Source organism: Leisingera sp. CC-HEC096 (genome assembly GCF_059429235.1).
Genome location: NZ_JCAIJS010000001.1, coordinates 1207548 through 1226301 on the forward strand (window position 1 = coordinate 1207548; position 18754 = coordinate 1226301).

Annotated in this window: 19 protein-coding genes and 1 tRNA gene; 8 read left to right on the forward strand and 12 right to left on the reverse strand. The window is 63.7% G+C overall.

The features are described 5' to 3' along the window. Positions 1-13: 13 nt before the first annotated feature. On the forward strand, positions 14-247 hold the full coding sequence (locus AC5STI_RS05920) for a sulfurtransferase TusA family protein (RefSeq protein ID WP_475053152.1): 234 nt from the start codon (positions 14-16) through the stop codon (positions 245-247). 202 nt (positions 248-449) lie between these two features. On the opposite strand, the gene AC5STI_RS05925 is transcribed toward AC5STI_RS05920, so the two are convergent. The 6 genes from AC5STI_RS05925 to purC form a co-directional block, all read right to left on the reverse strand. Next, positions 450-3461: an Rne/Rng family ribonuclease gene (locus AC5STI_RS05925; protein WP_495446014.1), complete on the reverse strand. Its 3012-nt coding sequence runs from the start codon at positions 3459-3461 to the stop codon at positions 450-452. Positions 3462-4047: 586 nt separating this feature from the next. Further along, a complete protein-coding gene (locus AC5STI_RS05930; RefSeq protein WP_475052505.1) occupies positions 4048-5385 on the reverse strand; it encodes a sigma-54-dependent transcriptional regulator in 1338 nt (445 codons plus the stop codon). Positions 5386-5416: 31 nt separating this feature from the next. After that, positions 5417-7189, reverse strand: a complete 1773-nt coding sequence (locus AC5STI_RS05935) for an ATP-binding protein (protein ID WP_475052508.1) — start codon at positions 7187-7189, stop codon at positions 5417-5419. 36 nt (positions 7190-7225) lie between these two features. Continuing rightward, a complete protein-coding gene (gene purQ / locus AC5STI_RS05940; RefSeq protein ID WP_495446015.1) occupies positions 7226-7894 on the reverse strand; it encodes a phosphoribosylformylglycinamidine synthase subunit PurQ in 669 nt (222 codons plus the stop codon). Beyond that, positions 7894-8124, reverse strand: a complete 231-nt coding sequence (purS, locus tag AC5STI_RS05945; RefSeq protein ID WP_027243772.1) for a phosphoribosylformylglycinamidine synthase subunit PurS — start codon at positions 8122-8124, stop codon at positions 7894-7896. Before purS ends, purQ begins: the two co-directional genes overlap by 1 nt. Before the next feature lie 103 nt (positions 8125-8227). Further along, positions 8228-8989 carry a phosphoribosylaminoimidazolesuccinocarboxamide synthase gene (gene purC, locus AC5STI_RS05950; RefSeq protein ID WP_027237392.1) on the reverse strand — a complete coding sequence of 254 codons (762 nt, stop codon included), beginning with the start codon at positions 8987-8989 and terminating at the stop codon, positions 8228-8230. A 272-nt stretch (positions 8990-9261) separates the two neighbouring features. Between purC and AC5STI_RS05955 the strand changes: the two genes are divergently transcribed. Continuing rightward, a complete protein-coding gene (locus tag AC5STI_RS05955; protein WP_495446016.1) occupies positions 9262-9579 on the forward strand; it encodes a DUF1476 domain-containing protein in 318 nt (105 codons plus the stop codon). Positions 9580-9843: 264 nt separating this feature from the next. Continuing rightward, positions 9844-10866, forward strand: a complete 1023-nt coding sequence (gene bmt, locus AC5STI_RS05960; protein WP_495446017.1) for a betaine--homocysteine S-methyltransferase — start codon at positions 9844-9846, stop codon at positions 10864-10866. A gap of 176 nt (positions 10867-11042) precedes the next feature. Here bmt and AC5STI_RS05965 read toward each other — a convergent pair whose 3' ends face one another. Both AC5STI_RS05965 and AC5STI_RS05970 read right to left on the reverse strand, forming a co-directional pair. Next, complete coding sequence (locus tag AC5STI_RS05965; protein ID WP_475052523.1) at positions 11043-11321, reverse strand: acylphosphatase; 279 nt, start codon at positions 11319-11321, stop codon at positions 11043-11045. Between the two features lie 73 nt (positions 11322-11394). Beyond that, positions 11395-12474, reverse strand: a complete 1080-nt coding sequence (locus AC5STI_RS05970; protein WP_495446018.1) for a PA0069 family radical SAM protein — start codon at positions 12472-12474, stop codon at positions 11395-11397. Positions 12475-12697: 223 nt separating this feature from the next. Here AC5STI_RS05970 and AC5STI_RS05975 point away from each other — a divergent pair, with 223 nt between their 5' ends. Both AC5STI_RS05975 and AC5STI_RS05980 read left to right on the forward strand, forming a co-directional pair. Next, positions 12698-13396, forward strand: a complete 699-nt coding sequence (locus tag AC5STI_RS05975) for a corrinoid protein (protein ID WP_039178412.1) — start codon at positions 12698-12700, stop codon at positions 13394-13396. 1 nt (position 13397) lies between these two features. Beyond that, a complete protein-coding gene (locus AC5STI_RS05980; RefSeq protein ID WP_495446019.1) occupies positions 13398-14108 on the forward strand; it encodes a DUF1638 domain-containing protein in 711 nt (236 codons plus the stop codon). A gap of 60 nt (positions 14109-14168) precedes the next feature. Here the strand turns inward: AC5STI_RS05980 and AC5STI_RS05985 are convergent, their stop codons facing one another. Continuing rightward, complete coding sequence (locus tag AC5STI_RS05985; RefSeq protein ID WP_495446020.1) at positions 14169-14579, reverse strand: SufE family protein; 411 nt, start codon at positions 14577-14579, stop codon at positions 14169-14171. Positions 14580-14714: 135 nt separating this feature from the next. On the opposite strand from AC5STI_RS05985, the gene AC5STI_RS05990 reads away from it, so the two are divergent. Continuing rightward, positions 14715-15227, forward strand: coding sequence for a hypothetical protein (locus AC5STI_RS05990; RefSeq protein WP_475052535.1), 513 nt, complete (start codon positions 14715-14717; stop codon positions 15225-15227). 82 nt (positions 15228-15309) lie between these two features. Here the strand turns inward: AC5STI_RS05990 and rnd are convergent, their stop codons facing one another. Then, on the reverse strand, positions 15310-16467 hold the full coding sequence (gene rnd, locus AC5STI_RS05995) for a ribonuclease D (protein ID WP_475052538.1): 1158 nt from the start codon (positions 16465-16467) through the stop codon (positions 15310-15312). A 229-nt stretch (positions 16468-16696) separates the two neighbouring features. Here rnd and AC5STI_RS06000 point away from each other — a divergent pair, with 229 nt between their 5' ends. Next, positions 16697-16882: a hypothetical protein gene (locus AC5STI_RS06000; protein WP_475052540.1), complete on the forward strand. Its 186-nt coding sequence runs from the start codon at positions 16697-16699 to the stop codon at positions 16880-16882. On the opposite strand, the gene purN is transcribed toward AC5STI_RS06000, so the two are convergent. Both purN and purM read right to left on the reverse strand, forming a co-directional pair. Continuing rightward, positions 16879-17475: a phosphoribosylglycinamide formyltransferase gene (gene purN / locus AC5STI_RS06005; protein ID WP_495446021.1), complete on the reverse strand. Its 597-nt coding sequence runs from the start codon at positions 17473-17475 to the stop codon at positions 16879-16881. The genes AC5STI_RS06000 and purN overlap by 4 nt on opposite strands. Next, on the reverse strand, positions 17472-18518 hold the full coding sequence (gene purM, locus AC5STI_RS06010; protein WP_495446022.1) for a phosphoribosylformylglycinamidine cyclo-ligase: 1047 nt from the start codon (positions 18516-18518) through the stop codon (positions 17472-17474). The genes purN and purM overlap by 4 nt, the downstream gene beginning before the upstream one ends. A gap of 159 nt (positions 18519-18677) precedes the next feature. Between purM and AC5STI_RS06015 the strand changes: the two genes are divergently transcribed. Next, a tRNA-Ile gene (locus tag AC5STI_RS06015) sits at positions 18678-18753 on the forward strand. Position 18754 lies beyond the last annotated feature (1 nt).

Sequence of the window (18754 nt, forward strand, 5' to 3'; positions counted from 1 at the left end):
TTATCTGAACACCATGAGCGAGATCAAAGAGACACTTGATGCAATCGGGCTGCTGTGCCCCCTGCCCGTCCTGAAGGCGCGCAAGCGGCTGAAATCGCTGCAGCCCGGCCATGTGCTGCAACTGCTGGCCGACGACCCGGCGGCTGTGATCGATGTGCCGCATTTCTGCAATGAAGCAGGGCATGAGTTCCTGGGCCACAGCGAAGGCGCAGGCCATCAGATCTACCTGATCCGCAAAGGCAGCTAGGCCGCAATCCTCACAACCGCCCGTGCCTGGGAGCGCCGGAATTCTGCGAGAATTCCGGCTCGGAAAACACGTGTTTTCCGGGTGGTTTCCCGCGCCGGTAAACGATGGCCCGCGTCCAGTCAGGAGATCCGGAATTGCCGGCAGCCTTGAATGAAAAAGGCAGGCCTGGCGGCCTGCCTTTTCCCTTATTCTTGTGCCTGGCTCAGCCGCCCATCGACCACCAGCCTCGGCGCTTCGGCTTGGGCGGGGCTGCCGGTTCCGGTTCAGCCGCGGCGCCAGCCATGGCAGGCTCCGGCTGCTTTTCCTCTTCCGCAGCGACGGGTTCCGGCTGGGCTTCTTCAGCAGCGGCAGGCTGATCCTCCGCGGCTTCCGCAGCGGGTTCTTCAGCAGGCTGCACTTCAGCCGCTTCGGCCGCTTCCGCAGGCTCCTCAGACGGTGCGGCATCTTCCACAGCGGCCGCTTCTTCGGCCGGAGCGGCCTGTTCAGCTTCCGCAACCGGTTCTGCGTCCTTGGCGGCGGAGGCCTCGGCGCTGTCAGCAGCCGCTTGTTCCGCGGTCTCTTCAGCCGGAGCCTCCGCAGCAGCCTCTGCCACAGGTGCTTCGGCAGTTTCAGCCGCGACCGGTGCTTCCTCTGCGGCGGCTTCTGAACCTTCAGCAGCTGCCGCGGTCTCTTCGCTGGCCTCCACGGCTTCCGCCTCAGCCTGCCTTGCCTTCGGCTTGCGCGAACGTGTCCGGGTGCGGGAGCGTTTCTTCTCCTTCACCTCTTCCGCGGCAGGTTCTTCCGCTTCAGCGGCAGTTTCCTGCGCCTCTGCGGCCTCTTCCTTCGGCTGATCCTGATCTTCGGAAGTTTCGTCGCCGTTCTCGCCCGCCTGGGGCTGATCGCCGTTTCCGGACTTGCGGCGGCGACGGCGGCGGCGCTTGCGCTTGGGCTTGTCATCCTGCGGCGCGGCTTCTTCAGCGGCCTCCGCGGCGACGGGCGCCTCTTCCTCGTCCTGCTGCGCCTCGTCCGCGTCCACCTGATCCATGATCGATGTGTCAACCGACACCACCGGAGCCGTGGCCGCAGGCACAGTGCGTGACGCGGTCTTGAATTTCTCCAGAACAAAGTCCGGGCTCACCAGATGCGCGTCGCCTTCGATGCGAACGGACAGGCCGTAACGCGCCTCGATCTGGGCGATATGCTCGCGCTTCTGGTTCATCAGGAAGTTGGCGATGGAGACCGGGCAGCGCACCAGCACCTCGCGGGAGCGGCGGCGGGTGCCCTCTTCCTCGATCTGGCGCAGGATCGACAGCGCCATCGAGTCGTCCGAGCGGATCAGGCCGGTGCCGTGGCAATGCGGGCACGGCGCGGTGGTGGCTTCGATCATGCCGGGGCGCAGGCGCTGGCGCGACATTTCCATGAGGCCGAAGCCGGAGATCCGGCCCACCTGGATGCGGGCGCGGTCGGTTTTCAGCTTGTCCTTCATGCGCTTTTCGACGGCGGCGTTGTTCTTGCGTTCGTCCATGTCGATGAAGTCGATCACGATCAGGCCCGCTAGGTCGCGCAGACGCAGCTGGCGCGCCACCTCTTCGGCGGCCTCCAGGTTGGTCTTGAGCGCGGTTTCCTCGATCGAGGCTTCCTTGGTCGCACGGCCGGAGTTCACGTCGATCGCCACCAGCGCCTCGGTCACGCCGATCACGATGTAGCCGCCGGACTTCAGCTGCACCACCGGGTTGAACATGGCACCCAAGTAGCTTTCGACCTGGTAACGGGCGAACAGCGGCAGCGCGTCCTGGTAGTGCTTCACGTTCTTCGCATGGGACGGCATGATCATTTTCATGAAGTCCTTGGCGATGCGGTAGCCGCGGTCGCCTTCCACCAGAACCTCGTCGATCTCGCGGTTATACAGGTCGCGGATCGAGCGTTTTATCAGGTCGCCCTCTTCGTAGATCTTGGCGGGCGCGATGGATTTCAGCGTCAGTTCGCGAATTTGCTCCCACAGGCGCTGCAGGTATTCGTAGTCGCGCTTGATCTCCGCCTTGGTGCGCTTGGCCCCGGCGGTGCGCACGATAAGGCCCGCGCCGGTCGGCACGTCCAGTTCAGAGGCGATGTCCTTGAGTTTCTTGCGGTCGGCAGCGTTGGTGATCTTGCGGGAGATGCCGCCGCCACGGGCGGTGTTGGGCATCAGCACGCAGTAACGGCCAGCAAGCGACAGGTAGGTGGTCAGCGCCGCGCCCTTGTTGCCGCGCTCTTCCTTGACGACTTGCACCAGCAGCACCTGGCGCACCTTGATCACTTCCTGGATCTTGTAACGGCGCGGCCGCGGTTTGCGCGGCGGACGGATGTCCTCGCTGTCGTCTTCGTCAGCGACAGATTCGATGGTTTCATCCTTGGTGGCCGCGTCCGCCCGGCGGGAGCCGCCGTTTTCATCGCCCTCGTCACCAGCAGCATCATCGCTGGCAGGCTCTGCCTTGGATTCTCCGGCGTCCGCTTCGGCCTGAGCCGCCGCAGGCGCTTCTCCGGTCTCTTCCGCAGTCTCTTCTGCCGCTGCTTTTTCAGCAGGAGCAGCCTCTTCAGCGATCTCTTCCACCGCTTCTGCAGGCTCTTCGCCCGCTTCGGCAGGCGCGTCCGCCTCAGCGGGGGCTTCGGCCTCGTCCTCCGGCTCTTCCACCGGTGTTTCCGCGACGCGTTCCACCGGCGAGGAGCCTTCGGGCACCTCGGCCAGTTCCGCCGGGACGTCCTCGGCTGCGGCACTGTCGCTCAGGTCGATGGTTTCCATCCCGGCAATCTCGCCGGTTTTCTCCTCGGAGACGTCAACTTCCTTGGTCTCCACTGCATCATCAGAGGAGGCCTTAGCCGCCTTGGCGGAAGACTTGGACCGGCGCGACCGCTTGGGCTTGGACGGTTTTTCTTCCTCGTCTTCGTCGCGGGCGCGCATCGCCTCGGCGTAGGCGCGCTCTTCCTCCATCAGGGCCTCACGGTCCGCGACGGGGATCTGGTAATAGTCCGGATGGATTTCCGAAAACGCCAGGAAGCCATGGCGGTTGCCGCCATAGTCCACAAACGCCGCCTGCAGCGACGGTTCGACCCGGGTTACTTTTGCGAGGTAGATGTTGCCAGCAAGCTGGCGTTTGTTTTCGGATTCAAAGTCGAACTCCTCAACCTTGTTTCCATCGACCACCACAACGCGGGTTTCTTCCGCGTGGGTGGCGTCAATAAGCATCTTCTTTGCCATGTTTCCTTGGTGCACCTGCCCTGTGCGCCCGCAAGCTGTCTGCTTCCAGGCGGCCGCGCGCGTTTCGGGTGGTGTCTTGTCAGGGCGATCTGGGACGGCGCGGTGCAGCAGGTGGTCCCGGGGTCTGTGCCCGGCCTTCCTGCCTCAGTGCTCTTCGCTCTCGCGCGCGTCATCGCGGTTCTTCTCCGGCAGGCTGGCCGCAGCCTTCCCTGCCCTATAATCCCTGCGCCGGCTGTAATTCCGGCTCGGGCGCTACACTGCCCCCTTGGTCAAGGGGGCCAATCGGTCTGGCTGCAGCTTTCTCGGATCGTGCCGGACAAAAGCCGAAGCCAGCGAAACTCATCAGTACGGGGGAAGCCAATTGCCGGTTTCCGGCCCGTTGGGACAGCATAAGGCCTGTGGATAGGTAATGACAATGGTCATTCGTCACCGCAAAACCTGAAAATGAAATCAGATTGCCGGTATCCGGAATGTCGTTAATTTTCCGTTTAAATTCAGTACAGAACCGGAATTCCGCAGGAACTCCGGCTGAAAAAACGTGCTTTCCGGGCCGCTTCCCACGCCGGGAAACGGCCCGGAAGAGAGATCAGGCCAGATAATCCGAGCGCTGCAGGCCGTATTTCGCCATTTTTTCGTTCAGCGTCCGGCGCGGCAGGCACAGCTCGTCCATCACGCTGGCGATAGAGCCCTTGTGGCGGCGCATGGTGTTGTCGATCAGCATCCGCTCGAACGCTTCGACGTATTCCTTCAGCGGCTTGCCTTCGGTGGTCATCACCGGCTGCATCTCCTCGTGATCGGACATCAGGAGGGACGCGATGGTGCCGGAGCCGCGGCGCGATTGCAGGACCGCGCGTTCGGCGATGTTGATCAGCTGACGGACGTTGCCGGGCCATGGCGCTTGCAAGAGTTGCGCCGCTTCCTGGGCGCTGACCTGCGGTGCATCGCAGCCGTATTCTTCGGAGAATTGCTCGCTGAGGCGGGTGAACAGCGTCAGGATATCCTCGCCGCGCTGGCGCAGCGGCGGCACGGTGATGCGCAGCGCGGCCAGACGGTAGAACAGGTCCGGGCGCAGCGCGTCCTCGCAGGTTTTGCCGGCTTCCTGCAAGTTGGAGATTGCAATGATCCGGGTCTCGGCAGGTGTTCCCTGCTCGTTGATCACGCTCAGCAGCTTGGCCTGGAGGGTTTCGGACAGCGCGTCAATGTCTTCCAGCACCAGGGTGCCGCCGCGGGCTTCCTCAATTGCGGGCAGCATGCTGTCTTCTGGCTGCATCGGGCCAAACAGGCGTTTGGACAGCGCCTCCTCTTCGAGAGCCGCACAAGACACAAGCACGAACTTCTTGCCCGCCCGGCTGCCGACTGCGTGCAGCGCGTGGGCGACCAGTGTCTTGCCGGTGCCGGTTTCGCCGTCGATCAGCACGTGGCCATCGGCCTGGCCCAGGTCGAGGATGTCCTCGCGCAGGCGCTCCATCACCGGGCTCTGGCCGATCAGCTTCTTCATGATCTGAGAGCCGTCCGACAGCTCGCGACGCAATGCGCGGTTGTCCAATGTCAGGCGGCGGGCGCCGGTAGCGCGCTTGGCCAGTTCCGACATGCGGTCCGGGTTGAAGGGCTTTTCGAGGAAGTCGAAGGCACCCACGCGCATCGCCTCCACCGCCATCGGCACATCGCCGTGGCCGGTGATCATGATCACCGGCAGCGCGCTGTCGGTGCCCATCAGTTTCTTGAGGAACTGCATGCCGTCCATACCCGGCATCTTGATGTCAGAGATCACAATCCCCGGGTAATCCGGCCCCAGAACCTTGAGCGCTTCCTCGGCGCTGGAGAAGGTCTCCGTGTCATAGCCTGACAGCGCCAGCCACTGGCTGATCGACTGCCGCATATCCTGTTCATCATCAACGATCGCGATTTTCATAGCCTGGGCCATGCGCGTTCTCTCCTAATCACTCCGGGCCGCTTCACTCAGCAGCCTCTATACCGTCCACCAGGACCGGCAATTGCATCTCAAAGACCGCGCCGCCATTCTGGCCATTGCGGGCGGTCAGCCGTCCCCCAAGGTCGTTGACGATCCCCGAGGAGATGGCAAGACCCAAACCGACCCCGTCGCCGGGCTGCTTGGTGGTGTAGAAAGGCTCGAACAGATTGTCGAAGTCCTTGATCCCCCCTCCATTGTCGCGCACCGACAGCGTTGCCGTCTCACCGGCCGCCAGCAGAATTTCCACCTCAGGGTCCGCCACGGATTTGGTGGCGTCCAGCGCATTGCGCAAGAGGTTGACCATAACTTGCTCCAGGCGCATCCGGTCGCCCATCACCATAACAGGTTCTTCGGGTAAAATCCGGGTGATTTTCACATGCCGCTGACGCAGCTGCGGCTCCATCATCGACAGGCTGGATGCCAGCGCATCACCCAAGTTTACAGGGCTGAACGCATCGCCACCCTTGCGCGCGTAGGATTTGAGCTGACGGGTGATCGCGCCCATCCGCTCGATCAAATCGTCAATGCGCCCGAAGGAGGCCAATGCCTCGTCCGGGCGGTTGCGGTTCAAGAGCAGGCGGGCGCCGGCCAGGTAGGTTTTCATCGCCGCCAGCGGCTGGTTCAGTTCGTGGCTGACGGCGGCGGACATCTCGCCCAGGGCGGCCAGTTTGGAGCTCTGCGCCAGGCTCTGTTCGGCCACGGCGAGGGTCTTTTGCATCCGTTCGCGCTCGGCGATTTCCCGCTGCAAGCGCGCATTCAATACGCGAAGCTCTGCCGACTCCCGCTGGAACAGCGCCATCCGCAGCGCGGTCTTGCGGCTCAGCGCATAGAAGGCGAGCGCCAGAAGGATCGCGAATCCCATGATTTCCAGTGCCAGCACGGCATTTACGCGCTCCCGCACCGACGAATAGGTGGTGAAGGACGCCATCCGCCAGCCCTGGAACGGCACCCGGGTTTCCAGCCGCATCACCGCCTCGCCCTGCAGGTAGGCATCGGGCGGCAGCGCGGTCCAGTCGGTGGTGGCGCGGATCGCCCGCTGGATCGCGCCCTCGGGCGTCTGCAGCGTCAGCGCATCGCCTTCCTTGAGGCCGCGCCAGCGCGCCTCGGTCGCCAGGATGATGGTCCCGGTGCTGTCGGTGACCAGCACCGCGTCGGAAATGCCTGCCCAGGCGCGCTCGAACTTCTGCAGGTCTACCTCGACCACAATCGCGCCCAGGACGCCGGTCGCATCAATGATGCGGCGCGAATAGGTAAAGCGGTAGCCGCCGACCTCGCGCGGGATCACCGAGAACACCGTCGACTTGGCCCGCACGGCATCGACGAAATAGGCGGCATTGCGGTGGCTCTCGCCCAGCCGGTTGCGGTCGGTGGCCGCCACCGTGCGCCCGTCCTGCGCCAACAGCATGATGGAGGCCGCGCCGATCTCATCAACAAAGGAGATCAACCGCTGGGTGGACAGGGAGAAATCGCTGGACTGCAGCGCCGAGATCAAGGTCTGGTCGCGCGCCAGCAGCTGCGGCACGATGGCGTGCTGGCGCAGCTCGCTGAGCAGGTTGCCGGAATAAAGCGCCAGCCGCAGCTCAGCCCGGTTGCGGGTGCTTTCTGTGAACCTGTGTGTCAGCGCCCGGTTGGTGGTCCAGACCGTGATCGCCGCGACCACCATGAACAGGACAAGCGCCAGCCGCGCCCGCCATGAAATCGTGCGGGAACCAGCCTTGGCCTTGCCTTTGGTCGTTTCAGAGCGCGGGGCGGTCATAACCAATACCTATTGCGGCCGCCCCGCATCCTCAAGTCACGCAGCGGTGACCATCCCCGCCAATGCGCGGAACACTGCCGCACCATCGGTACCGCCATGGCCCTCATCCGCGGCCCGCTCGGGGTGCGGCATCATGCCGAGAACACGGCGGTTTTCCGACAGGATGCCGGCAATGTCCGCGACCGAGCCATTGGGGTTCTCTTCATAGGTGAAGGCCACCCGGTCCTGATCCTGCAGCGCCTTGACGGTGTCTGCATCGGCAAAATAATTGCCGTCGTGGTGGGCAATCGGCACCCCGATCACATCGCCCGCGCTGTAGCCTTGGGTAAACACGCTGTCAGCGGTTGCCACCTTCAGGCCCACAGTGCGGCAGATGTATTTGAGGCCCGCATTGCGCAGCAGCGCGCCCGGCAGCACGCCGGTTTCGGTCAGGATCTGGAAACCGTTGCAGACGCCGATGGCAAAGCCGCCGCGGTCCGCATGCGCGACCACCGCCTTGCAGATCGGCGACTGAGCTGCGATGGCGCCGCAGCGCAGGTAGTCGCCATAGGAGAAGCCGCCCGGCACCCCGACGATATCAACGCCCTCGGGCAGCGCGCTGTCCTTGTGCCAGACCATCGACACATCGAAGCCGGCCTGCTCGAAGGCCACCGCCAGATCGCGGTCGCAGTTCGAGCCGGGGAAGACTACTACCGCCGCCTTCATCACTGCATCTCGATGCTGTAGGATTCGATCACGGTGTTGGCCAGCAGCTTCTCGCACATGGCGGTCACATCTGCCTCGGTGGCGCCTTCGGCCAGATCCAGGTCAATCACCTTGCCCTGGCGCACGCCTTCGACCTTGTCAAAGCCCAAGGCTCCCAGCGCGTGGCGCACAGCCTCGCCCTGCGGATCCAGAACCCCGTTCTTCAGCATCACATGCACCCGTGCCTTCATCGCATCATCCCTCAGGTTTTCGATGGCGAAGCCCCATCCAGGCTTCATCTTTCCAAAAATACTCAAGGACCCGCGGCGCGGTCAGGCGCAGCGGGTCCCGTTTTCAGTTCACCAGCGTCGGTTTGCCCGGCGCAGGCGGATTGTTCGGCATCACGCCCAGACGGCGCGCCACCTCGCTGTAAGCGTCGGTCAGGCTGCCCAGGTCGCGGCGGAACACGTCCTTGTCCAGCTTCTGGCCGGTCTTGATGTCCCACAGGCGGCAGCTGTCCGGGCTGATCTCATCGGCGATCACCAGGCGCTGGAAGTCGCCTTCATAGATACGGCCGATCTCGATCTTGAAGTCGACCAGGCGGATACCCACGGCCAGAAACACGCCGGACAGGAAATCGTTCACGCGCAGCGCCAGGCTCAGGATGTCGTCCATGTCCTGCTGGCTGGCCCAGCCAAAGGCGGCGATATGCTCCTCGGTGACCAGCGGGTCGCCCAGGGAGTCGTCCTTGTAGCAGTATTCCACGATCGGGCGCGGCAGCTGGGTGCCCTCGTCGATCCCGAGGCGCTTGGAGATGCTGCCGGCCGCATAGTTGCGCACGATGACCTCCAGCGGAATGATCTCGCAGCTGCGCACCAGCTGCTCGCGCATGTTCAGGCGCTTCAGGAAATGGGTCGGCACGCCGATCTGCGCCAGCCCCAGCATGAAGAACTCGCTGAGGATGTTGTTCAGGACTCCCTTGCCCTCGATCACGTCGTGCTTTTCGGCGTTGAAGGCGGTGGCGTCGTCCTTGAAATACTGCACGATGGTGCCCGGCTCCGGGCCTTCGTACAGTGTCTTTGCCTTGCCTTCGTAGATTTTCTTGCGGCGCGCCATTGGGAACCTTTCGGGTCATTGCCGGGAATCCGGCCCTGCGATGTGCCGCTCTCATAGTGCAAGGGGACCCCAGCCGCAAGCTTGCTGCACGGGCCTGCCGCGCCATGGCTGCCGCGGCGGCAGCCCCCGGACCGGACCAAGGACCCAGCCGGCCGCTGCCATGCCTAGGGCAAATCCGCCCAAAGGCTTTGTCAGGCACTGTTTTTTCTTGCCCTGAGGGGCAATCATACTCCTATCATATCTAAGGTGCACAAGGTTAATGAGGATCAGCCATGACGACATTCGACGAACGCGAGCAGGCCTTTGAGGCCAAGTTTGCGCATGATGAGGAAATGCAGTTCAAGGCGCGGGCGCGCCGCAACAAGCTGGTGGGCTTGTGGGCGGCGGACCTTCTGGGAAAAACCGGCTCCTCCGCCACTGATTATGCCCAGTCCATTGTGGCCGCGGACCTCGAGGAAGCAGGCCATGAGGATGTGGTGCGCAAGCTCACCGGTGATCTGGGCAGCCAGGCCAGCGAGGAGCAGATCCGCCTGAAACTGCGGGAGCTGATGGTTCAGGCGCAGGAAGAAGTCCTCAGCGAAACCAGCTGAAGATCCGTTGTGCGGCAAACGGCCTGACCGGCTGCCGCCGCCGGGCATGCGCCGCTGCGGCACCGCCAAAGCTTCATTCGCCCGGGCCGCGCTGCAAACGCCGCCTGCTGCCCCTCACTCCGGGGCTGCACGCCGCCGCGCCGCAAACTCATAATGAAGATGAACAAAATGAAATTGCCCTTGCCCGCCCGGCGTGAGACAGGGGAAACAAACCACTTTGCCGCCCGCCCCGCCGGGGCGGCCTGCTGACACGGGACAAAACCGATGACAAATACTTTCAAACAGCTGCTGGACACTAAGAACGTGCTGCTGGCGGATGGCGCGACCGGCACCAATCTGTTTGCCATGGGACTGCAGTCCGGCGATGCTCCGGAACTGTGGAACGTGGACGAACCCAAGAAGATCATGGCGCTCTACCAGGGCTCTGTCGATGCGGGCAGCGACCTGTTTCTGACCAACAGCTTCGGCGGCACTGCCGCGCGCCTGAAACTGCACGACGCGCAGGGCCGTGTGCGCGAGCTGAACCGCATCGCCGCCGAATTGGGCCGCGAGGTGGCCGACAAGGCTGAACGCAAGATTGCCGTGGCCGGCTCCGTCGGTCCGACCGGTGAGATATTTGAACCCGTCGGCGACATGTCCCATGCGCTGGCGGTTGAGATGTTCCACGAGCAGGCCGACGCTCTGAAAGAAGGCGGCGCCGATGTGCTGTGGCTGGAAACCATTTCCGCACCGGAGGAATTCCGCGCCGCAGCTGAGGCCTTCAAACTGGCGGACATGCCCTGGTGCGGCACTATGAGCTTTGACACCGCAGGCCGCACCATGATGGGGGTGACCTCGGCGGATCTGGCCCAGCTGGTGGAAGAATTCGACAACGGGCCGCTCGCCTTTGGCGCCAACTGCGGCACCGGCGCCTCCGACATCCTGCGCACCGTGCTGGGCTTTGCCGCCCAAGGCACAGAGCGTCCGATCATCTCCAAGGGCAATGCCGGCATTCCGAAATATGTCGACGGCCACATCCACTATGACGGCACGCCTGAGCTGATGGGCGAATATGCGGTGATGGCCCGCGATTCCGGTGCCAAGATCATCGGCGGCTGCTGCGGCACCATGCCCGACCACCTGCGCCACATGCGCGCGGCGCTCGACAGCCGCCCGCGCGGCGACCGTCCGGCACTGGAACAGATCGTAGAGGTGCTGGGCCCCTTCACCTCCGACAGCGACGGAACCGGCGACGATGCGAATGCAGGCGGCGAGCGCCGCTCCCGCCGCGGCCGGCGCCGCGCCTGAAGGCAGCCGTTGGCGAACTCCTGAAAGAACGGCGCCGCATGTCCACATGCGGCGCCTTTTTCCGTTCAGGCCGTATTTCCTTTCTGTTTCAGCGTCCCGCAAGCATCCGGGCGCAGGTTCCTGCTCCCGGCGGCAGGTCTGTCTGCGCCGGCCTGCAAATCCCTGTCCGCTCCAGCCTAGCCGACAATACTAAAGCCGCTGATCCCCGGCTCGGGATCAGTTCTCTCCGTCAGGACGTCCTTGACCGAGGCAGCGCCGGGGCCGCGCCCCATTCTGCGCACCATATCGGCAACGCTGGCAGCCGGCCCTATCAGCAGCGCCCGCACCGAGCCGTCCGGCTCATTGCGGATCCATCCCGACAGCCCGTGGCGCACTGCTTCCGCCCTGGCCCAGGTGCGGAAAGCCACGCCCTGCACGCGCCCGGTGACACGCGCCTTCACAGCTATAGAAGCCATTGGACACCTTCCTTCCCGTCATGAAGGGCTTCAGCATAGCACAAAAGCGCCAGGCCGGCTGTTCAAGAATGGATCAGAACAGCGCCAGCTGATCCCCTGGCTGCGGCGGCCGGGCAAACAGGCCGCTGCGCAGCTCCTCCGTCCGCTCCCTCAAGCCCAGACGTTTGCAGGCCGCCTTGAAGCGTTGCGCAATCATCTCCGCATAACGCCCCTCGCCCCGCATCCGGTGGCCCCAGCGCGGGTCGTAGTCGCGCCCGCCGTGCATCTCCCGCAGCCGCGCCATCACCTTGGCGGCCCGGCCCGGCTCATGCTCCGCCAGCCACTCCTGCCACAGCTCCGACACCTCCCGCGGCAGCCGCAGCATGATCCAGCTGGCGGCATCCGCCCCGGCCTCCGCACCGGCCGCCAGCAGCGCTTCCAGCTCATGATCGGTCAATCCAGGCACGATGGGAGAGGTCATAACCCGCACCGGCACACCTGCCGCCGTCAGCCGCCGGATGGCAGCCAGACGCCGCGCAGGCAATGGCGCCCGCGGTTCCATCCGGCGCGAAAGATCCGGATCCAGCGTGGTGACGGAGATCCCCACCCGCACCAGGCCCTTGGCCGCCATCGGTGCCAGGATATCCAGGTCCCGCTCGACCATTGCCCCCTTGGTCACGATCGCCACCGGGTGATTAAATGCCTCCAGCACCTCCAGGCAGGCGCGGGTGATGCCATAATCCCGCTCACACGGCTGATAGGGGTCGGTGTTGGTGCCAAGCGCCATAGTGGCCACCCTATAGCGCGGCGCCGACAGTTCCTTGCGCAGCACCTCGGCCGCATTGGGCCGGGCCACCAGCCGGGTTTCGAAATCCAGCCCCGGCGACAGCCCCAGATAGGCATGGGTCGGACGGGCAAAGCAGTAGATGCAGCCATGCTCGCAACCGCGGTAGGGATTGATAGACCGGTCGAACGGCAGGTCCGGCGACCGGTTATAGGTGATCAGCGACCGCGCCGTCTCCTGCCGCACCTCGGTGGGAATCACCGCGTCCGGTACATCCTGAAACCAGCCGTCATCCACCGCATCGCGCGCCATTTCAAAGCGGCCTGCCGCATTGCTGAGGCTGGCGCGCGCTTTGCGGCGTAACGTATCTGGCGTGAATTCCGGCTGCATGGGCGCAAAGTAACCGCACGCGAGGAACAAATAAAGAACAAATGGGCAAATTCGAAGATTTCCATGCGGAATCTTCATTATTCTTGCACCGAAATTGTCTCTATACGTCGGTTAGAACAGCGGCAATGTCGCAAATAATGCAGTCGGCAGGCGGCATTCTGTCACAAAAGCTTCTGAAATAGGCCAACACCGGGGGCTCCCCCCGTCAGCAAGGATTAGGCGCATGTCGGACGAAGAAGACATCATCCTCTCGGAACTCGATGACGAGGAACTTGTTCAGCAGATGTTTGACGACCTCTATGATGGTCTCAAAGAGGAAATCGAAGAAGGCGTGAACATCCTTCTGGAGCGCGGCTGGGTTCCCTACGACATCCTGACCAAGGCTCTGGTGGGCGGCATGACCATCGTCGGCGCCGACTTCCGCGACGGCATCCTGTTCGTTCCCGAAGTTCTGCTGGCCGCAAACGCGATGAAGGGCGGCATGGCCATCCTGAAGCCGCTGCTGGCCGAAACCGGCGCCCCGCGCGTCGGCTCAATGGTGATCGGCACCGTCAAGGGCGACATTCACGACATCGGCAAGAACCTGGTTTCCATGATGATGGAAGGCGCAGGTTTCGAAGTCGTCGACATCGGCATCAACAACCCGGTCGAGAACTATCTGGAATCGCTGGAAGAGCACAAGCCGGACATCCTCGGCATGTCGGCTCTGCTGACCACCACCATGCCCTACATGAAGGTGGTGATCGACACCATGGTCGAACAAGGCCTGCGCGATGATTACATCGTGCTGGTGGGCGGCGCGCCGCTGAACGAAGAGTTCGGCAAGGCGATCGGCGCCGACGGCTATTGCCGTGACGCAGCCGTGGCCGTGGAAATGGCCAAGGACTTCGTTGCGCGCAAGCACAACTCGATGAGCGCCTGATTTGGCACGCAAAGGACGCGCAGCCCGCCTGACAGAGCGGGCTGCCTTCCGCCCGCCCACCGGGCGGACGCTTGAGGAAAGCTCCCTCACCGAACAGGGTCTGGCTGCCCCTGAAAAGAAAACCGGCCGCATCCTGCTGATCGCCTGCGGCGCGCTTGCGCGCGAGATCCTTGATATCAAGGAGAAAAACGGGCTGGATCACATCGACCTCACCTGCCTGCCCGCCAAGCTGCACCTGTATCCGGAGCAGATCACCGATGCCGTCGATGGTGCCGTGGCCAAACATTCAGCGGTCTATGACAAGATCTATGTGGTCTATGCCGACTGCGGCACCGGCGGCGCGCTGGAGCGCAAATGCGCAGAGCTCGGTGTTGAAATGGTCGCAGGCCCGCATTGCTATTCGTTCTTCGAGGGCAATGACACCTTTGCCAGACATGCCGATGAGGGCGAAATCACCGCCTTCTACCTGACCGACTTTCTGGTCAAGCAATTCGACGCCTTCGTCTGGCGCCCGATGGGTCTCGACAAGAACCCGGAGCTGCGGGACATGGTGTTCGGCAACTACACCAAGCTGGTCTACCAGTCGCAGATCAGCGACCCCAAGCTGGTGGAAAAGGCCCGCCAATGCGCGGACCGCATGGGACTGGATTTCGAGCACCGACACACCGGCTACGGCGATCTGGAAACTGCCATTTCTCGCTGGGCCAAGTAGCCTTCATCTTTCCCGAAATACTCCGGGGAGCGCGAGGGGTCGGCCCCTCGCCCGCTTTCCTCAGGCCTGCGCCATCGCGGTTTCGCGGATCCGCTCGATCATCGCCCTGAGACCATTGGAGCGCTGCGAGGACAGGTGCTCATTCAGCTCCAGCCGCCCCAGTTCTGCCTTGGCGTCCACGGACGCCACCTGCTGCAGGGTCAGCCCGTTGTACAGCTTGCGCAGCACCGCAATCAGCCCGCGCACGATCATCGCGTCGCTGTCGCCATCGAAGCGGAATACCCCGCCCTCGACCGTGGCATGCAGCCACACCTGGCTGGCGCAGCCGTCGACCTTGGTGGCGGGCACCTTCAGCGCGTCGTCCAGGGGCTCCATCGCCTTGCCCAGGTCGATCACATGGCGGTAGCGGTCCTCCCAGTCCTCCATGAACTCGAAGTCCTCCACGATCTCTTCAAAGGCGGCTGTGGCCATCGTCCGTCTATCCTCAAAATCCGTATTCCGGGGCTGATCAGCACCTAAGCCCCTGCCCGCCTCATTTCAACAGCTTTTCAAGCTTCGGCCAATCGGGTAATCCCTTGCAAAGACATTTTGAATGGGCGGGGACAGATGCACAAACCATTGGCTCTCACATTGGCCTCAGCGCTGGTGCTGGCCGGCTGCGGCGGCTGGAAGGACTCGCGGGTCAACCCGTCTAACTGGTTCGGCCGGTCGGCCCCAGCAGAGGCCCGGGTGCCGGAAGGCACCAACCCGCTGCTGCCGCAGGAGAGCAATGCGCGCGGGATTTTCGCCAAGAAGCCGCCAGAGGACAAAAGCGTCCTGATCAGCCAGGTCACCGGGCTTCAAATCGAACGGACCGCCTCCGGAGCCATCATCCACGCGTCCGGCGTTGCCGCGCGCCAGGGGGCGTTTGATGTCGAGCTGCGCAAGTCAGAGACGGCAGAGGACGGTGTTCTGGCCTATGATTTCCGGGTGGTCTACCCGGAGGAGGCGACCCTGAAGGGCAGCGAGTTCAGCCGTACTCTTCACGCGGCCCGTACGCTGTCGAAGCAGGATCTTGAGGCCGTCAGCCTCGTCCGTGTAAACGGCGCGGAGAACGCACGGGAAAGCCGCCGCCGCTGACGCCGCAGGCTTCGCCCGAATTGAAAAACGGAAAACGCCCGCATCTGCGGGCGTTTCTTTTTTCCGGCGTCGGAGTGCTGGATTAAAGTTCCACCACCTGCACCGCCTGTCCCTTGGCGGCGAGGCCGATCTTGCCGTCGCACAGCCGCAGCGCATCTTCGCCGAACACTTCACGGCGCCAGCCGCTGAGCGCCGGCACATCGCGCAGCCCCGCGGCAATGGCATCCAGATCGGCGCTTGGCGCGATCAGCTTGGCCGCCACGCCTTCGGCCTCGGTCTTGGCTTTCAGCAGCACCCGCAGCAGGTCCGCCAGCGCCGGGTTCACCTGTAGCTTCTCCTTGCTGCGGTCCAGACGGGGAAATTTCTCCGGCGGGCAGTTCACGCCCTTGGCCACCGCTTCCAGGATGCCCTCGGCAATCGCGCCCTTGCGGGCCTCCCGCAGCAGCAGACGCGAGCCGCCAAGTTCCGCCGCGGTGCGCGGCTTGGTCGAGGCCAGCTCCACCAGCGCATCATCCTTGAACACCCGGTTGCGCGGCACGTTATTTGACTGCGCATAGGTTTCCCGGAACGCCGCCAGCTCGCGCACCACCGCCAGGAATTTGCCCGAGTTGGTCCGGGTCTTCACGCGCTTCCACGCGTCCTGCGGCTGGATGTCATAGGTCGCCGGGTCGGTCAGCACCTGCAGCTCTTCCGCCACCCAATGGGAGCGGCCGCTCTTCTCCAGTTCGGCTGCCAGGAATTCATAGATCTTGCGCAGATGGGTCACATCCGCCAGCGCATAGGTCTTCTGCGCTTCGCTCAGCGGACGGCGCGACCAGTCAGTAAAGCGCGAGGTCTTGTCCAGCCCCTGCTTGACGATCTTGCGCACCAGCGTTTCATAGCCCGCCTGCTCGCCAAAGCCGCAAACCATCGCTGCCACCTGGGTGTCAAACAGCGGCTTCGGAAACACGCTTGCCTCGACCCAGAATATCTCCAGATCCTGACGCGCGGCATGGAACACCTTGACCACATTTTCGTCGCGGAACAGCGCGTAAAGCGGCTCCAGTGAGATGCCATTGGCAAGGGGATCGACCAGAACCGCGTCGTTTTCACCGTCGCCGTTAAAGGCCAGCTGAATCAGGCAGAGCTTGGAATAATAGGTCCGCTCGCGCAGAAATTCGGTATCCACCGTGACGTAGGGATGCTGTGCAGCGGCATCGCAGAAGGCCTGCAGTTCTTCGGTGGTGGTCAGGGTTTTCATCAATTACCGCTTTTCAATCTCACGTGGGCCGGGCCGTGATACGCGCTTGTTCCGGGCAATGCAAACAGGTGCACCGGACACCGTGAATTTGTGCCGCAAGCAGCACAGCCACTGGTGCAGCAGGGCTAAACGCTTCACCCCTTGTGATGATATCCCCGCCAAACATTCATTTTTATGATGCAAAACCAACCCCTAGATTGGGTGTGTATCGCAAATAGGAGAACCACCGATGACTGCACTCGACCATTCCCCCGCAGAACCCGCAGGAGTCACACCTTTTCGCGGGATGATTCCGCTATTGGCTGCCGCTGCTTTGCTCGTACTGCTTGGCCTGATCGCACTTCTGGCACCTGCCCCGCAGCAAGATCCGCTGGACTGGCACGGCAACAGCGCAACCGTTCAGGACAGACGCTAGGGCAGCAGGACCGGGGTTTTGTCGCCAGCGGCAAACCGGCGCAGTACTGCCGGGTACAGTTTGTGCTCCTGCACCAGCACCCGCGCCGCCAGCGTGTCCGGCGTATCGCCGGGCAGAACCGGCACCCGCGCCTGGCCCAGGACCGGGCCGTCGTCCAGGCGCGGCGTCACCTCATGCACGGTGCAGCCATGCTCAGCATCGCCGGCCTCCAGCGCGCGGGCGTGCGTGTGCAAGCCCTTGTATTTCGGCAGCAAAGACGGGTGGATGTTCAGCATCCGGCCTTCGAACTGCGAGACGAACCCGGCGGTCAGAACCCGCATGAACCCGGCCAGGCAGACGATGTCCGCGCCCGCGTCAAAGATGGGTTTCACCAGCTCGGCCTCAAAGGCCTCGCGGTCGCCTGCAAAAGGACGGTGATCCACCACCGCCGTGGCCACGCCCGCGGCGGCAGCCTTGGCCAGACCGCCGGCATCAGCGTTATTTGACAACACCAGACAGGGCCGCGCCGGGTGATCGCCGGTCATGCTCTCCAGCAGCGACACCATGTTGGAGCCGCCGCCGGAAATCAGGATCGCGACGCGTCTGTGGCTCACAGCAGCTTGCCTGCGTAGCGCATGCCGGCGCCTGCGGTGACGGTGCCCAGGCGGGCGACGGTCTCGCCCTCGGCTTCCAGCACCTTCGCCAGCTCATCGGCGCGGTCCGCGGAGACGGACAGGATCATGCCGATGCCGCAGTTGAAGGTCTTCAGCATCTCCGCTTCGGCAATGCCGCCGGTCTCCGCCATCCATTTGAACACGGGCGGGAGCTCCCAAGCGTTCAGGTCGATGTCGGCCCCCAGATCTTCGGGCAGCACGCGCGGCAGGTTTTCGGTCAGGCCGCCGCCGGTGATGTGGGCCAGCGCATGCACGCCCCCTGCCCGCACCGCCGTCAGGCACTGCTTCACATACAAACGAGTCGGGGTCAGCAGCGCCTCGCCCAGGGAGCCTTCGCCAAACGGGCAATCCGCATCCCAGCCCAGACCCGAGACCTCGACCAGCTTGCGGACCAGGGAATAGCCGTTGGAGTGCACGCCGTCAGAGGCCAGCCCAAGCAGCACATCGCCTTCCACCACGCCTTCGGGCAGCGCGGTGCCGCGCTCCATTGCGCCGACGGCAAAGCCTGCAAGGTCAAAATCGCCCTCGGGGTACATGCCCGGCATCTCCGCCGTCTCGCCGCCGATCAGCGCGCAGCCGGAGCGCACGCAGCCCTCGGCGATGCCTTCGATGATGCGAGCGGCCACGTCGGTTTCCAGCTTGCCGGTGGCGAAATAGTCGAGGAAGAACAGCGGCTCAGCCCCTTGGCAGACCAGATCGTTCACACACATCGCCACCAGGTCGATGCCGACGCCATCCACCACACCGGTGTCGATGGCGATCCGCAGCTTGGTGCCGACACCATCGGTGGCGCCCACCAGGATCGGGTCGTTGTAACCTGCGGCTTTCAGATCAAACAGAGCGCCGAAACCGCCCAGCCCGCTGGCCACGCCGGGGCGGTTGGTGCGCTTGGCGGCCGGCTTGATCCGGTCGACCAGGGCGTTGCCCGCATCAATGTCCACACCTGCGTCTGCATAGGTCAGGCCGTTTTTGCCGCTGGTCATCACTTGGCTCCTTCCAACACGTTGCGGCAGCCTTTAGCGCAAGGCGGAACAGAAGGAAACAAGCGATTGCATCCCGGCACAGAAGGCCGCGGTTGCGGCGCTGCGGTGCAATCGCCGCTTGACCTCCCGCCCGCCATTTTCTAACCACGGGACTATGGCGGGCCTGTAGCTCAACGGTTAGAGCAGAGCGCTCATAACGCTTTGGTTGCAGGTTCGAATCCTGCCGGGCCTACCAC

Bases quoted from the DNA above. Each gene is read 5' to 3' on its own strand.
- AC5STI_RS05920 (WP_475053152.1), top strand. From the start codon at position 14: ATGAGCGAGATCAAAGAGACACTTGATGCAATCGGGCTGCTGTGCCCC.
- AC5STI_RS05925 (WP_495446014.1), bottom strand. From the start codon at position 3,461: ATGGCAAAGAAGATGCTTATTGACGCCACCCACGCGGAAGAAACCCGC.
- AC5STI_RS05930 (WP_475052505.1), bottom strand. From the start codon at position 5,385: ATGGCCCAGGCTATGAAAATCGCGATCGTTGATGATGAACAGGATATG.
- AC5STI_RS05935 (WP_475052508.1), bottom strand. From the start codon at position 7,189: ATGACCGCCCCGCGCTCTGAAACGACCAAAGGCAAGGCCAAGGCTGGT.
- purQ (WP_495446015.1), bottom strand. From the start codon at position 7,894: ATGAAGGCGGCGGTAGTAGTCTTCCCCGGCTCGAACTGCGACCGCGAT.
- purS (WP_027243772.1), bottom strand. From the start codon at position 8,124: ATGAAGGCACGGGTGCATGTGATGCTGAAGAACGGGGTTCTGGATCCG.
- purC (WP_027237392.1), bottom strand. From the start codon at position 8,989: ATGGCGCGCCGCAAGAAAATCTACGAAGGCAAGGCAAAGACACTGTAC.
- AC5STI_RS05955 (WP_495446016.1), top strand. From the start codon at position 9,262: ATGACGACATTCGACGAACGCGAGCAGGCCTTTGAGGCCAAGTTTGCG.
- bmt (WP_495446017.1), top strand. From the start codon at position 9,844: ATGACAAATACTTTCAAACAGCTGCTGGACACTAAGAACGTGCTGCTG.
- AC5STI_RS05965 (WP_475052523.1), bottom strand. From the start codon at position 11,321: ATGGCTTCTATAGCTGTGAAGGCGCGTGTCACCGGGCGCGTGCAGGGC.
- AC5STI_RS05970 (WP_495446018.1), bottom strand. From the start codon at position 12,474: ATGCAGCCGGAATTCACGCCAGATACGTTACGCCGCAAAGCGCGCGCC.
- AC5STI_RS05975 (WP_039178412.1), top strand. From the start codon at position 12,698: ATGTCGGACGAAGAAGACATCATCCTCTCGGAACTCGATGACGAGGAA.
- AC5STI_RS05985 (WP_495446020.1), bottom strand. From the start codon at position 14,579: ATGGCCACAGCCGCCTTTGAAGAGATCGTGGAGGACTTCGAGTTCATG.
- AC5STI_RS05990 (WP_475052535.1), top strand. From the start codon at position 14,715: ATGCACAAACCATTGGCTCTCACATTGGCCTCAGCGCTGGTGCTGGCC.
- rnd (WP_475052538.1), bottom strand. From the start codon at position 16,467: ATGAAAACCCTGACCACCACCGAAGAACTGCAGGCCTTCTGCGATGCC.
- AC5STI_RS06000 (WP_475052540.1), top strand. From the start codon at position 16,697: ATGACTGCACTCGACCATTCCCCCGCAGAACCCGCAGGAGTCACACCT.
- purM (WP_495446022.1), bottom strand. From the start codon at position 18,518: ATGACCAGCGGCAAAAACGGCCTGACCTATGCAGACGCAGGTGTGGAC.